15 protein-coding genes are annotated in these 13679 nt (G+C 63.2%); 3 read left to right on the top strand and 12 right to left on the bottom strand.

The features are described from left to right. Positions 1-216: 216 nt before the first annotated feature. Positions 217-819: a hypothetical protein gene (locus NCS03_RS01450; RefSeq protein ID WP_250528678.1), complete on the bottom strand. Its 603-nt coding sequence runs from the start codon at positions 817-819 to the stop codon at positions 217-219. Positions 820-957: 138 nt separating this feature from the next. Between NCS03_RS01450 and NCS03_RS01445 the strand changes: the two genes are divergently transcribed. Continuing rightward, entirely contained in the window at positions 958-1494 is a 537-nt protein-coding gene (locus NCS03_RS01445) for a peroxiredoxin family protein (protein ID WP_008351800.1), read from the top strand. A 50-nt stretch (positions 1495-1544) separates the two neighbouring features. Here the strand turns inward: NCS03_RS01445 and NCS03_RS01440 are convergent, their stop codons facing one another. From NCS03_RS01440 to NCS03_RS01415, 6 genes are all read right to left on the bottom strand, one after another. Beyond that, entirely contained in the window at positions 1545-2888 is a 1344-nt protein-coding gene (locus NCS03_RS01440; RefSeq protein WP_008351801.1) for a sigma-54-dependent transcriptional regulator, read from the bottom strand. 20 nt (positions 2889-2908) lie between these two features. Next, complete coding sequence (locus NCS03_RS01435; protein ID WP_502799576.1) at positions 2909-4903, bottom strand: sensor histidine kinase; 1995 nt, start codon at positions 4901-4903, stop codon at positions 2909-2911. Between the two features lie 25 nt (positions 4904-4928). Next, positions 4929-6218 (bottom strand): dicarboxylate/amino acid:cation symporter, encoded by a 1290-nt coding sequence (locus tag NCS03_RS01430; protein WP_008351804.1) that lies wholly within the window; start codon positions 6216-6218, stop codon positions 4929-4931. Positions 6219-6626: 408 nt separating this feature from the next. After that, positions 6627-7628, bottom strand: coding sequence for a lipoyl synthase (gene lipA / locus NCS03_RS01425; RefSeq protein WP_008351805.1), 1002 nt, complete (start codon positions 7626-7628; stop codon positions 6627-6629). Then, positions 7625-8389 carry a lipoyl(octanoyl) transferase LipB gene (lipB, locus tag NCS03_RS01420; protein WP_075583485.1) on the bottom strand — a complete coding sequence of 255 codons (765 nt, stop codon included), beginning with the start codon at positions 8387-8389 and terminating at the stop codon, positions 7625-7627. The genes lipA and lipB overlap by 4 nt, the downstream gene beginning before the upstream one ends. Positions 8390-8473: 84 nt before the next feature. Further along, on the bottom strand, positions 8474-8800 hold the full coding sequence (locus tag NCS03_RS01415) for a DUF2917 domain-containing protein (protein ID WP_033536549.1): 327 nt from the start codon (positions 8798-8800) through the stop codon (positions 8474-8476). A 123-nt stretch (positions 8801-8923) separates the two neighbouring features. Between NCS03_RS01415 and NCS03_RS01410 the strand changes: the two genes are divergently transcribed. Next, the gene (locus tag NCS03_RS01410) at positions 8924-9877 is read left to right on the top strand and encodes a transcriptional regulator GcvA (protein WP_008351810.1); all 954 of its coding nucleotides are present in this window, start codon (positions 8924-8926) and stop codon (positions 9875-9877) included. On the opposite strand, the gene NCS03_RS01405 is transcribed toward NCS03_RS01410, so the two are convergent. Genes NCS03_RS01405 through NCS03_RS01395 form a run of 3 tightly spaced genes read right to left on the bottom strand, consistent with a single transcriptional unit; the run spans position 9861 to position 12305 of the window. Continuing rightward, positions 9861-10169, bottom strand: coding sequence for a DUF493 family protein (locus tag NCS03_RS01405; RefSeq protein ID WP_034470775.1), 309 nt, complete (start codon positions 10167-10169; stop codon positions 9861-9863). The genes NCS03_RS01410 and NCS03_RS01405 overlap by 17 nt on opposite strands. 11 nt (positions 10170-10180) lie before the next feature. Further along, positions 10181-11092: a D-amino acid aminotransferase gene (locus tag NCS03_RS01400; protein ID WP_250528677.1), complete on the bottom strand. Its 912-nt coding sequence runs from the start codon at positions 11090-11092 to the stop codon at positions 10181-10183. Between the two features lie 10 nt (positions 11093-11102). Then, the gene (locus NCS03_RS01395; RefSeq protein ID WP_033536586.1) at positions 11103-12305 is read right to left on the bottom strand and encodes a D-alanyl-D-alanine carboxypeptidase family protein; all 1203 of its coding nucleotides are present in this window, start codon (positions 12303-12305) and stop codon (positions 11103-11105) included. A 33-nt stretch (positions 12306-12338) separates the two neighbouring features. Here NCS03_RS01395 and NCS03_RS01390 point away from each other — a divergent pair, with 33 nt between their 5' ends. Further along, positions 12339-12662, top strand: a complete 324-nt coding sequence (locus NCS03_RS01390; RefSeq protein ID WP_144403732.1) for a hypothetical protein — start codon at positions 12339-12341, stop codon at positions 12660-12662. A gap of 12 nt (positions 12663-12674) precedes the next feature. Here NCS03_RS01390 and NCS03_RS01385 read toward each other — a convergent pair whose 3' ends face one another. Next, positions 12675-13301: an alpha/beta hydrolase gene (locus NCS03_RS01385; protein ID WP_250522861.1), complete on the bottom strand. Its 627-nt coding sequence runs from the start codon at positions 13299-13301 to the stop codon at positions 12675-12677. Then, positions 13298-13627: a (2Fe-2S) ferredoxin domain-containing protein gene (locus NCS03_RS01380; protein WP_008351817.1), complete on the bottom strand. Its 330-nt coding sequence runs from the start codon at positions 13625-13627 to the stop codon at positions 13298-13300. Before NCS03_RS01380 ends, NCS03_RS01385 begins: the two co-directional genes overlap by 4 nt. Between the last annotated feature and the right edge of the window lie 52 nt (positions 13628-13679).

Here is a 13679-nt window from a genome sequence, read left to right as displayed (position 1 = left end):
CCGCGAACGAAGGCAAACTAACGTAAACCGCATGAGTCGGGCTTTTGAGCGCTACCACACACTGTTTTCCACAAAGTTATCCACAGACATTGTGGATAGCGCAAAAAGTCCATATGAATCCGAGAATTAGCGCGTAAACTTCTGAAGGAACTTCGGCTAATTCCGACACACTAAGACACTTCTTAAGTTAGTGCCTGCAGAATTCGAGGCCTTCCTCTAAAACAGTTTGAAGGACGAAAAGAACTGCTCGGCCTGCTCGGTCGGCGTCGTCTTGTCTGACACGATCGCCAGTTGATAGACGTGCGCGCCGCGCGCCACGAAGCGCGCGTGAATCGTCCGCGACTCGCGCTTCTGCCCCCCTTCGCCCTTCACCTCGATCTCGCTGCCCAACACGCGTCCGCCCGCCGCGAGGTCGATCTGCGTCGCACGCGCCTCGGGCTTCGCATTCACGTTGCGCGCGAGACCTTGCTGGAGGAAATCGAGTGTCGCGCGCTGCAGTTGCGGATCGGCGCTCGGCAGCACGACCGTGCCGACGGCGAACACGGCGTCGCCGGCTTCTGCGGTCTGCATGCGCATCGTCATCGACCGGCCTGCGATGTCGATCTTGCGCTCCTCGGAACGCGGCTTCGCGGGCAGCATCACTTCGTAGCCGTCGTCGTTGTTCGTCACGGTGCGCCAGTCATATGAGGGCGTGCATGCAAGCAATGCGCCGCATGTGACACTTGCGCACATCAGCTTGTTGGCGGAAGCAATATTCGGAAGAAAGCGCGCGGCCGCGCGCCGCAAACGGACAGGAAACACGGGGAAAACTCGTTTCATGAGGAATCGCTGCGTGAAAACCATCATTATCGCGCTGCGATGCCGGGCTTATCGGCGCGTCACGAACGCATCCCGAAATTGGCGCTAAAATACGCAGCAGTCTCCGTTCCGTTCGCCGGAGCGCCATCCGAGGTTCCCATGTCCCAAGCCACGCAAGAAACATCCACGCGCGCGAAGAGTCCGCTGCGTTACATCGTGATGGCGCTCGTCGCGGGCGTGATCGCCTGCACCGGGTATTTCGCCTTCGGCGGCCAGCAGAAAGTGCCGGACGCGACCTTCACGCTGCTTTCGGGACAGAAGATTTCGACGTCGGGCGATCTGAAGGGCAAGGTCTATCTCGTCAATTTTTGGGCGACGAGCTGCGAGACATGCATGAAGGAAATGCCGCAGATGATCGACACGTACAACAAATTCAAGGGCCGCGGCCTGGAGTTCGTCGCGGTCGCGATGAACTACGACGCGCCGATGTACGTCAACAACTACGCGCAGACGCGCAAGTTGCCGTTCAAGGTCGCGATGGACGACGGCAGCGCCGCCAAGCAGTTCGGCAACGTGCAACTGACGCCGACGACCTTTGTCATCGACAAGAACGGGAAGATTTTGAAGCGCTATGTCGGCGAGCCGACGTTCGCGGAACTGGATCAACTGCTCGACAAGGCGCTCGGTTCGGCCTGAACGCCTTTACGCGAAACGCGCAGCCCGCTGGCGACAACCAGCGGGCTTTTTTATCGCTCGGACGAATCGCCTTTCACGACGATTCCGTATCGCTTGATCTTCTCGTACAGCGTCGCCTTGCCGAGCTGCAGCCGATCCGCCGCCACCGCGACCGCGCCGCCGCACTGCTCCAGCGCCTGCCCGATCACCGCGCGCTCGAACTGCTCGGTGCGTTCCTTGAGCGATTGCGTCGATGTGTCGAGCGCCGCCGCCGCACCGCTGTCGTCGAGAATGCCGAGCACCATGCGATCCGCCGCGTTGCGCAACTCGCGCACGTTGCCCGGCCAGTCGCGCTGCATCAGTTCGGCACGCTGACGATCCGTGATGAGCGGCGCGGGCCGCTCGTAGCGCACGGCCGCATCGAGCAGAAAATGCTCGAAGAGCGGCACGATATCTTCGCGGCGCTCGTTGAGCGGCGGCAGCGTGATCGTCACCACGTTCAGCCGATACAGCAAGTCGCGTCGGAACGTGCCATCGGCGACGAGTTCGTTCATGTCGCCCTTCGCCGCCGCGACGACGCGCAGATTCGCGCGCACCGGCTGATTCGAGCCGAGCCGCTCCAGCACGCCGTCCTGCAATACGCGCAGCAGTTTCACTTGCAATGACAGCGGCATGCTCTCGATTTCATCGAGAAAGAGCGTGCCGCCCGACGCGTGTTCCAGCTTGCCGATACGCCGCTTCTGCGCGCCCGTAAACGCGCCTGCCTCGTAGCCGAACATCTCCGATTCGAACATCTGCTCCGGCAGCGCGCCGCAATTCACCGCGATGAACGGCTTGTCGCGACGCGGCGACATGTCGTGCAGGCTGCGCGCGATGAGTTCCTTGCCCGCGCCCGTATCGCCGTTGATGAGCACGGAGGCATCCGTCGGCGCGATGTTCGCGATCAGCCGGCGCACCTGCTCGATCGCGAGACTGCGCCCGATGATGCGGCTCTGCCCCGCGCCCGCCAGCTCGCGCCGCAGCGCCTGATTCTCGAGCACGAGCGTGCGGCGCTCCAGCGCGCGGCGCACCGCTTCGATCAGGCGCTCGGACGCGAACGGCTTTTCGATGAAGTCGTAGGCGCCGTCGCGCATCGCCTGCACGGCCATGGAGATGTCGCCGTGGCCGGTGACGAGAATGACCGGCACTTCGGGCGCACGCTCGCGGCATTGCGCGAGCAGATCGAGGCCGCTCGCGCCGGGCAAGCGGATATCGCTCACGATCACGCCGGGGAAACTCGCGTCGATCGCGCGCGCGGCGGATTCGACGCTGCCGTGCCCGATCACGTCGAAGCCCGCGAGTTGCAGGCTCTGCACGCTCGCGCGGCGCACGAGTTCGTCGTCCTCGATGAAGATCACCTGCAAACCGGTGGTCATGTGTTGCTCCAACTGTGTTTTCAAGCGCGCCGCAAAGTCAGCACGAACTCCGCGCCGTGCGAATGATCGGCGTCCGCCTGCGTGCCGCCTTCGGGACCGTCCGCGACGATCGGCGCCTCGCGATTGCGCGCGACGAGCGTGCCGCCGTAATCGCGCGCGATCGCCGATGAAATCGCAAGCCCGAGGCCCAGTCCCTGCCCCATTTCCTTCGTCGTGAAGAACGGCTCGAAGAGTTTCGGCAGCGCATCGACGGGAATGCCGGGACCATTGTCGCGCACGATGAGCTCGATCGTATCCGCGTGGCCATTCAGTTCGATGACGATGCGCGGCCTGTCGCACGACGCGACCGCATCGAGCGCGTTGCCGATCAAATTGATGAGCACCTGCTCCAGCCGCAAGTCCTCGCAACGCACGAAGATCGGCGCGCTGCCTTCGGCGAGTTCCGGCGCGATATCGATGACGACGTTCTTCATGCGCGGACGCAGCATCGAGAACACTTGGCGCAGCGCCCGCGCGACGTCGGCGCGCGCATTCTTCGGCCGCGCCTTCGTGACGAACAACTTCAGCTGATTCGTGATTTTGCCCATGCGCTCGGTCAGCGACGCGATCGCTTCGAGATTCTCGCGCGCCGCCGCTTGATCGCCGCGATCGATCAGCACGCGAGTGTTGTCGGAAAAACTGCGCAACGCGGCGAGCGGCTGATTCAGTTCATGCGTGATGCCCGCCGCCATCTGGCCGAGCGCGGCGAGCTTGCTCGCCTGAATGAGCTCGTCGTGCGCGGCGCGCAGATCCTGTTCGGCGCGCGTGCGCTCGTTCACTTCCTTCGTGAGTTGCGCGTTCGCTTCCGATAAATCCGCCGTGCGCTCCGCGACGCGTTGATTCAATTCGGCATACGCGGTCTGCAACATCTCCCGGCTGCGGATCATCTCGCGCACGCGCGCGCGCCGCATGCGCCAGTAGAACGCGAGCAGGCACAGCGAGACGAATACGAGCGCGGTGACGATGACCGCGATCTGCGCGCCGCTCTCGACGGGATCGAGCGCGGCCATCGTGATCAGTTGCCAGTCGGGTTCGCCGATGGAGCGATGCGTCGCGAGAAACGCCGGCGCATGGTGTCCGTCTCGCCCGCCGCCGCCGACGCGCACGATCTGCGCGCCGCCCTCGAGCGTCTTTACGATAGTCATCGGCAGCGGCGTGATCGCCTGTTGCGCGTATTGGCGCGTCGCATAGACGGACGCCTCGACGTTCTGCGGCAGCGGCCGCACCGTGTGATATTTCCACGCGGGCACGGACGAGAGAAAGATGACGCCGTGATCGTCGGTGACGATGAGCGGCTCGGATGCATCCGCGCCTTGCAGCCATTCGAGATTCAGCTTCACGACCGCGACGCCGATGATCTCTTTCGTGCCCTCGCGATAGACCGGTTGCGAGATGTAGTAGCCGGGCTCGGTCGAGATCGTCCCGATGCCGAAGAAACGGCCGGTGCTGCCCTTCATCGCGTCGATGAAATACGGCCGGAAGTTGTAGTCCACGCCGACGAAACTGTCCGTCGCGTTCCAGTTGCTCGCGGCAACCGCGATGCCGTTTGCGCGAATCAGATACGTGACGGTGGCGTGCGAGCGCGCGTTGAGGTCTTCGAGATAACGGTTCGCGCGCTCGACGTTCGCACGATCCGGATGATCGAGCGCGTCCTGCACGACCGGATGCCGCGACAGCAGATAAGGCAGATATTCGTAGCGGTCGAGCGTGCTCTTGAGCGTGTTCGTCGTGCGATCGACGCGCGCGGCGGCGTTGAGCCTCAACTCGTCGATGCCGCTTTGCCACGCGAGATGCCACGTGAGCGCGCAGCACGCCACGAGCGCGGCGAAAAGCGCGAAGAACACGACGATGCGGCGCGACACGTGAGCAGATTCCCGCGAAAGAGGATCTGCCATTGTGTCATAGGCTTGTAGCGAATCAGGCGCCGGAAACGACTGCGGCGAAGCACTCGCAGACTGAGGCTTCGCCGCTTGCATGATCGCTTCCGGCTTCAGTGCGGATTCAGACCGACTTCGCTTCTTCGGCGTCGGTCACGTCGACATCGCGCGACAACGCCGCCTTCAGCTTGCTGCGATCCAGCTCCTTCTCCCATGCCGACACGACGACCGTCGCCACGCCGTTACCGACGATGTTCGTCAGCGCGCGGCATTCCGACATGAAGCGGTCGATGCCGAGAATCAGCACCATGCCCGCGAGCGGAATCGTCGGCACGACGGCGAGCGTCGCGGCCAGTGTGATGAAGCCTGCGCCGGTCACGCCGGAAGCGCCCTTCGACGTGAGCATCGTCACGGCGAGCAGCGTCAGTTGCTGGCCCCACGAGAGATCGGTGTTGGTCGCCTGCGCGATGAACAGCACGGCCATCGTCATGTAGATGTTGGTGCCGTCGAGGTTGAACGAGTAGCCTGTCGGCACGACGAGACCCACGACCGAACGCGAGCAGCCGAGCTTTTCGAGCTTGAGCATCAGTTGCGGCAGCGCGGCTTCCGACGACGACGTGCCGAGCACGATCAGCATTTCTTCCTTGATGTACGCGATGAACTTCAGGATGTTGAAGCCCACCATGCGCGCGATCGCACCGAGCACCACGACGACGAAGACGATCGACGTCAGATAGAACGTGCCGATGAGCTTGAGCATCGGCAGCAGCGAACCGATGCCGTACTTGCCGATGGTAAACGCCATCGCGCCGAACGCACCGATCGGCGCGAGCTTCGTGATGATGCCGACCATGCCGAACAGGATGCTCGACAGACCTTCGATGAACGTCGTCACGACCTTGCCGCGCTCGCCGATATGCGCGAGCACCGCGCCGAACAGGAGCGCGATCAGCAGGATCTGGAGGATTTCGCCCTGCGCGAACGCCGACACCAGCGTGTCCGGGATGATGTGCAGGAAGAAATCGACCGTGCTCTGGCCGTGCGCCTTCGTCGCGAAGGAATCGACGGCCTTGTGGTCGAGCGTCGAAGGATCGACGTTGAAGCCGACGCCCGGCCGCAGGAGGTGCGTCGCGGCGAGACCGAGGATCAGCGCGAACGTCGACACGACTTCGAAGTACAGCAGCGCCTTGCCGCCGACGCGGCCGACCTTCTTCATGTCTTCCATGCCGGCGATGCCGGTCACGACGGTACAGAAGATGATCGGGCCGATGACCATCTTGATGAGTTTGATGAACCCGTCGCCGAGCGGCTTCATGTCGGTGGCGAGCGAGGGATAGAAGTGCCCGAGCGCGATGCCGATGATGATCGCGACGATCACCTGCACGTACAGGACTTTATGGATGGGTTTTTTCACGATGTTTCCAGGCGATAACAAGCAGTTGGCGGAAGTACGGCCAGCGGCGAGCGTTGACGCGGGGCGGGCGTGTGTGGGCACGTCTGAACGCGTCGATGGGCGATAGCCGCTTCGTCGACGGATCAGGGACGTTTGGATGCGAGAGGGGTCATCGGCTTGTCTCCTTGACTTTTATGGGCGGCTCATGGGCCGTGCCGTTTGTATCGCAAGGGCAATGCCAGGTTTAAGTTTCGCTTAAGCCGATGATTCTATGGGAGTTTTCTGAGCGGCTGGCGGCTTCGAATCCGGGATTCCGGAAATCCGGAATGCGGGCGTCCGGGGTTCTGGACGGTTAGCGCCTCGATTACGAGAAACAAAAAACCCACCGTCTCCGGTGGGCTTTCTCTCAGCGGAAGGGCAAAACCGGCGTCAAACCACGCCCGCCCCATGCGCCTGCACATCCGCGTGATAGCTCGAGCGCACCATCGCGCCGACCGCCGCGTGCGTGAAGCCCATCTTGTACGCCTCTTCCTCGTACATCTTGAAGGTATCCGGATGCACGTACGCCCGCACCGGCAGATGATGCTCCGAAGGCTGCAGATACTGCCCGATCGTCAGCATGTCGACGTCGTGGGCGCGCAGGTCGCGCATCACCTGAAGAATTTCCTCTTCCGTTTCGCCGAGACCCACCATCAGGCCCGATTTCGTCGCGACTTCCGGATGCAGCGCCTTGAAGTCCTTCAGCAACTTCAGCGAATGGTGATAATCCGAACCCGGACGCGCTTCCTTGTAGAGACGCGGCACCGTTTCGAGGTTGTGGTTCATCACATCGGGCGGCGCGGCGGTCAGAATGCCGATCGCGCGATCCAGACGCCCGCGGAAGTCCGGCGTCAGAATTTCGATGCGCGTTTCCGGCGAATGCTCGCGAACCTGCCTGATGCACTCGACGAAGTGCGCGGCGCCGCCATCGCGCAGATCGTCGCGATCGACGGACGTGATCACCACGTATTTCAGCTTCAGCGCGCCGATGGTGCGCGCGAGATTCAGCGGCTCGTCGGCGTCCAGCGGATCGGGGCGGCCGTGTCCGACATCGCAGAACGGGCAGCGGCGCGTGCACTTGTCGCCCATGATCATGAACGTCGCGGTGCCCTTGCCGAAGCATTCGCCGATGTTCGGGCAGCTCGCTTCCTCGCAAACCGTATGAAGACTGTGCTCGCGCAGGATCTTCTTGATCTCGTTGAAGCGCGAGTTGCCCGTCGCGGTGCGTACGCGAATCCACTCCGGCTTCTTCAGCTTCTCGATCGGAATGACCTTGATCGGAATGCGCGATGTCTTCGCCTGTGCCTTCTGCTTTGCAGTGGCGTCGTAAGCGGTGGGCGACGAAGCAGAAGCGGCGGTGTCGCCAGCCAGGTTTGCGGTTGCGTCAGTCATTCGGTCGATCCGGTTGTTGCAGCGGCAATTGCGGGGAGGCCGCCGATTTGAAGTGCCAGCCGTTCGGCCAGCACGAGAGCTACGTCGCGCCAGTCGGCCGCGACGCCGAGCGTCGCCATGTCGACCGTTTCGAGCCCCGCGTAGCCGCACGGGTTGATTGCGAGGAACGGCTGCAAGTCCATTCGCACATTGAGGCTCACGCCGTGATAACTGCAGCCGTTGCGAATCTTGAGTCCGAGCGCGGCGATCTTCGCGCCTTCATGCGCCTGCGTACGATCGTTCGCGCCTTGAGGATGCCGCGCCACGTAAATGCCCGGCGCGCCGGCCTTGCGGTCGGTCGCGAGATTATACGTCGCGAGGGTTTCGATCACGGCCTCTTCGATGCGCCGCACCAGCTCGCGCACCATGAGCTTGCGGCGGCGCAGGTCGATCAGCAGATAAGCGACGATCTGCCCCGGCCCGTGATACGTGATCTGTCCGCCCCGATCCACCTTGACGAGCGGAATGCCGCTTTCGGCGAGCAGCAGATGCGCCGGATCGCCCGCGAGACCGAGCGTGAAGACGGGCGGATGCTCGACGAGCCAGATTTCGTCCTGTGTTTCGGGCGTGCGGGCGTCGGTGAAGGCGCGCATCGCGTCGAAGCTCTGGCTGTACGGTTCGAGACCGCGCCAGCGCAACGCGACCGGAAAGTCACCGGAACTGAGCACGGTGGCGGGCGCGTCGTGGATTGCTTGTGGGATGGCGAGCGGTGTAGCGGACATGGTGCCGGTAGTTTACCGAAATAGCCCCATGCCCGCCGATGGTGAATTCGCATGCCTTCGATGGCAAATGCGAATACTTGAGGGTCAGACGGTTCTCCATCCGGAGCGCAACCGCTGCGCGAGACGCTCGATGCGCGTCGAAACCCAGTGCATCGCGCGTTCGTCGCAGCGCGGCAGGATCGTGAAGACGACATAGGCCGGACGGTCGCCCTCGACGGAAAGCCAGAGCCGCTCGCGCTCGCGCAGCTTGAGATTGTCGCCGGGCACGAGCCAGTAATCCTCGATGTCGTTGCTTCGCGTCGCCCAGACGGGACTGCCGTGGACCATGAGACGCGTGCCGCGCGCAATTCTCATCGGCACGGTTTCGCCGGGCTTGATTTCAAAGGTGACGCTTGTTGATATTTCTCGCATGATCCACTCCGCCAAGGGAACGTTTCGATGACTACAATCCTAGGCGTGACAAGGCATCAGGCAAAACGATCAATTTTCACTGCTATGTGAGCTGTATTGACAACGACACCGCCGACAATCCATATGGACCTCCGCCAGCTTCCCGCCCTGAACGCGCTGCGCGCCTTCGAAGCCGCCGCCCGTCACGAGAGCTTTTCCCGCGCCGCCGACGAGCTTTTCGTCACGCACGGCGCGGTCAGTCATCAGATTCGCGCGCTGGAGTCGGAGCTCGGCGTGTCGCTGTTCGCGCGCGACGGCAAACGCGTGCGTCTCACCGATCGCGGCCGGCAGTACGCGGCGGAAGTGCGCTCGGCGCTCGTCGCGCTGGCGGAATCGACGCGCCGCATCCGCTCCGGCGATCGCGACCGGCGGCTGATCGTATCGACGATTCCGTCGTTTTCCGCCCGCTGGCTGACGCCGCGCGTCGGCAGATTCATCGAGCAGCATCCGGATATCGATCTCGAACTGCTGACGACGGCCTCGCTCATCGATTTCAACCGCGACGACGCGGACGTGGCGCTGCGTTTCGGCTACGGCAAGTACGCGGGTCTGCACACCGAGGAATTGCTCGACGAGGTTTTTTTCCCGGCGTGCTCACCGAACTTTCGCGGCGGCGCGCTGCCCCGCGTGCCGCGCGATCTGGAAAAGCTGCCGCTTCTGCGCTCGGACGACGAGCTCTGGCGTCCGTGGTTCGACGCCGCGGGACTCACCGATCTGCCCGAACCGAAGCGCGGCGTCTTGTATGAGGATTCGTCGAATTTGCTGCAGGCGGCGATCGACGGTCAGGGCATCGCGCTCGTGCGCCGCTCGCTCGCGATGCAGGAAATCATCGCGGGACGGCTCGTGCGGCTTTTCAATGTCGAAGGGCCGAGTCCGTGGAAGTATTACTTCGTGTGCCCGACCGCGCTGCTTCAGACGAAGCGCGTGCACGCGTTCAGGGAGTGGGTTTTCGAGGAAGCGGAGCAGTTCAGGCTGCTCTACGAGCGCACGCCGGCGGTGTGCGATGCGCCCGCGGGCAAGATCAAAGCACTACCTTGACCATCGGATGGCCGGTGAGCGCGCGATAGATATCGTCGAGATGCGCGCGATTCTGCGCGCGCACGGTGCAGGTGAGACCGGTGTAGTTGCCGCCCGAAGACGGGCGCGACTCCACACGCGACGCGTCGAAATCCTTGTCGAAAGCCTTGAGCACATCGACGATCGTGTCGTGGAATTCCGGATGCGTCTTGCCCATCACCTTGATCGGGAAATCGCAGGGAAAATCGAACAGCTCGTCGGCGCTGTGCTTGGCGCTGTCGGTCGGATCGGTGGCTTGTGGCTTGTCAGTCATGACTTTCTCCTTCACTTGCCGCGCTTGGCCTCTTCGGCGAACTCGCGCGCTTTGGCCCGCTGGTAGGCGTCGTACAGTGCAGCATAGACCGGACCGGGGCGGCCGTCGCCGACGCTCTTGCCGTCGAGCGTCGTGACCGGCATGACTTCTTTCGTCGCCGAGCTGATCATGACTTCGTCCGCCGAACGCAATTCTGCTTCGGTGATGTCGCGCTCCTCGAACGCGATACCCGCCTCGCGCGCCAGTTCCTCGATGAGCCCGTAGCGGATGCCTTCGAGAATGCGCGGTCCGCGCGGCGCGCCCAGCAGCGTGCCGCCCTTCACGATCCACACATTTGAGGACGAACCCTCGGTAAGCAAGCCGTCGCGCAACTGAATGGTTTCGAGCGCGTCGTTTTCGGCGGCGTGCTGCGCCATCAGCACGTTGCCGAGCAACGACACCGATTTGATGTCGCAATGCAGCCAGCGTTTGTCTTCGGCGGTGACGGCGACGGCGCCGCGCGCGCGATCCGCCGCGCTCGGGAACACGAGCTGGCCGAGCATGACGAACACGGTCGGCACGATTCCCGCCGGGAACGCGTGCCCGCGCCGTTTGGCGACGCCGCGCGTCACCTGGATGTAGACGAGCGCATCGCCCGCGCCGGCGTTCTCCGCGATGACGCGATCGATCAGCGCGCGCCAGCCGGCGCCATCGAACGGATTGCCGATGCGAATCTTGCCGAGACTGCGATCGAGCCGCGCGAGATGCTGCTTCAGGCGGAACGGCAGACGCGCGCCGTCGGCTTGCGCGTAGAGCGGCACGACTTCGTACACGCCGTCGCCGAAGATGAAACCACGATCGAGCACGGGAATGCGCGCTTCGGAAAGCGGTCCCCACTCGCCGTTCAGATAGACCGTCGGATCGAATGCTTCGGCTTGGCTCATCACAGGCTCCTTACTTACGCTTTTGCCACCAGAGCAGCGCCGAATCCCACAGGCGGCCGAAGATGCCCGCTTCCGGCACATCCTGCAACGCGACGAGCGGGAACTGCGCGACTTCCTTGCCATCGGCCATCATCTTGACGCTGCCGATCTGCTGGCCCTTCTTGATCGGCGCGACGATCAGATTGTCGTGCGTGACCGTCGGCTTGACCTTCTCGCCCAGGCCCTTCGGCACGGTGATGTACTGATCCGTCGTGACGCCCGCCTGCACGTTGTCGGCCGCGCCCTTGTACACGCGCGGCGAATCGATCACCTGATTCGCCTTGTACAGACGCAGCGCGTCGTACGCGGTGTAGCCGTAGTTCAGCATCTTCAGGCTGTCCTGCACGCGGTTGTGCTCTTTCGGCTCGCCCATCATCACGGCGACGAGGCGGCGGCTCGCGTCGGGCACGCCGACGAGCGAACGCTTCGCGGTCGCGATCAGGCAGTAGCCGGCGGCCTTCGTGTGGCCGGTCTTGAGGCCGTCGACGGTCGGATCGAGCCACAGCAGGCGATTGCGGTTCGGCTGCTTGATCTTGTTGTACGTGAAGTCCTTCACCGAGAAGATGCTGTAGTACTCGGGGAAGTCGCGGATCAGGCGCGTCGACAGCACGGCGAGATCGCCCGCGGTCGTGTAGTGCTGCGGATCGGGCATGCCGTTCACATCGGCGAAATTCGTGTGTGTCATGCCGATGCGCTTCGCCGCCGCGTTCATCAGCGTGACGAAGTTGCCTTCGCTGCCGCCGACGAGTTCCGCGAGCGCGATGGCCGCGTCGTTGCCCGACTGCACGATCATGCCGTACACGAGATCGTGCACGGTGACGGGCTTGTTCGCCTCGATGAACATGCGCGACTCGTCGGTGCGCACGCGGCGCACGGCCTCGCTCGGCATGACGGTCTGATCCATGTTGATCTTCTTCGACTTCAACGCATCGAAGACGAGATACGCGGTCATCAGCTTGGTGAGCGATGCCGGCTCGACGCGCTCATCGGGATTGCCCGAGGCGAGCACCTGATTGCTGGTGGCGTCGACGAGCACCCACGAACGTGCCGTCACGTCGGGCGGCGGAACCTGGGCGAAAGCGCTCGCCGCCGCCAGCACGGCGGGCAGAACGAAAACGGCTTTTGCGGAAACGGAAACGGAAGGAAAAGACAGGCCGGAAGGGACAAAGCGCATAGGATCGATCGGCGGAAAAAGCACGCTGCGACGATGACGATCGAGGATCGGATGATCGGCGAAGCACGGGTTGAACAGGCTGACCGTCGCTGTCGGTCGGGCATTTCGCCAGGACAGCGGCACGCGCGGCGCCGCGGCGAAAAGCGCTCGTTCGACAGACGGACGCAAAAACGGTTCTCAGAAGCCGGGGTTTCGACGGCCGCGATACGTCGAATGCAACGTCGCGCGGCCGGAATCCGTGAAAAAATTCTGCGCCATTATACGCGCGGGCCGCTTCCGTTTTCCTTGGAATCTGCGCGGTTGCCGCTCGTTTTAACGTTTTTCAGGCTGCGCTTAGCCGCTTTTGCCGATCGATGACGAGCGATGCGCTCAACGCCACGCGTCGACGATCACGCGCTTCAGGATATGCAGCTTGCGATGGAAGAAATGCTCGCCGCCCGGAATCACGACGACGGGCAGTTCCTGCGGCCGCGCCCAGTCGTAGACGGATTGAATCGGCACGGTGTCGTCGACTTCGCCGTGGATCACGAGCGTCGTGTCGGGCACGGGCGCGACTTCCCAGCGGCTCGCCGCCGTGCCGACGAACACCATGCGCTCGATGTTCTTGCCGGCATCACGCATGCGCTTCGCGACGTGCGACAGCACGAAGGTGCCGAACGAAAAGCCCGCGAGCACGATCGGCACGTCCGCCTGACCCGGCTGCGCGCGCATGTGATCGATCAGCGCAAGCAGATCGTCCTGTTCGCCGATGCCGTTGTCATGCTCGCCGCCCGTCTGCCCGACGCCGCGAAAGTTCGAACGATACGTCGTGTAGCCGAGCTGGACGAACGTGCGCGCGAGCGTCTGCGCGACCTTGTTGTCCATCGTGCCGCCGAAAAGCGGATGCGGATGCGCGACGAGTGCGATGCCGCGCGGCGCGCTGTCGGTCTTGTCGAGCGCGCATTCGATCTTGCCGACCGGACCGTCGATGAGAAACTTTTCGGTTTGCGCGTTCATGCGGGTTGATCGATTAGAAGACGTTCGACGATTTTGCCGTTGGCGAGATGCGAATCGACGATCTCGTCGATGTCGGTTTCATCGACATACGTGTACCAGGTGCCTTCCGGATACACGACCACGACCGGCCCGAGTTCGCAGCGGTCGAGGCAGCCGGCCTTGTTGATCCGCACGTTGCCTTCGCCCGCGAGACCCAGTTTTTTCACGCGCTTTTTAGCGTATTCCTGCATGGCCTGCGCGTTGCAGTTCGCGCAGCTCGGACGCGCCGCATCGGCTTCGCGCTGGTTCAGGCAGAAGAACACGTGGTACTTGTAGAAGGAATCCATGAGCGGGTGCGATGAGAGTGTCGGTCGATTATAGCCAGCGATGTTCGTGCCC

Source organism: Caballeronia sp. ATUFL_F1_KS4A (assembly GCF_023630905.1).
Lineage (GTDB): Bacteria > Pseudomonadota > Gammaproteobacteria > Burkholderiales > Burkholderiaceae > Caballeronia > Caballeronia zhejiangensis.
Note: the sequence above shows the minus strand (reverse complement) of the source record. Positions and strands in the feature narration are given on the sequence as shown.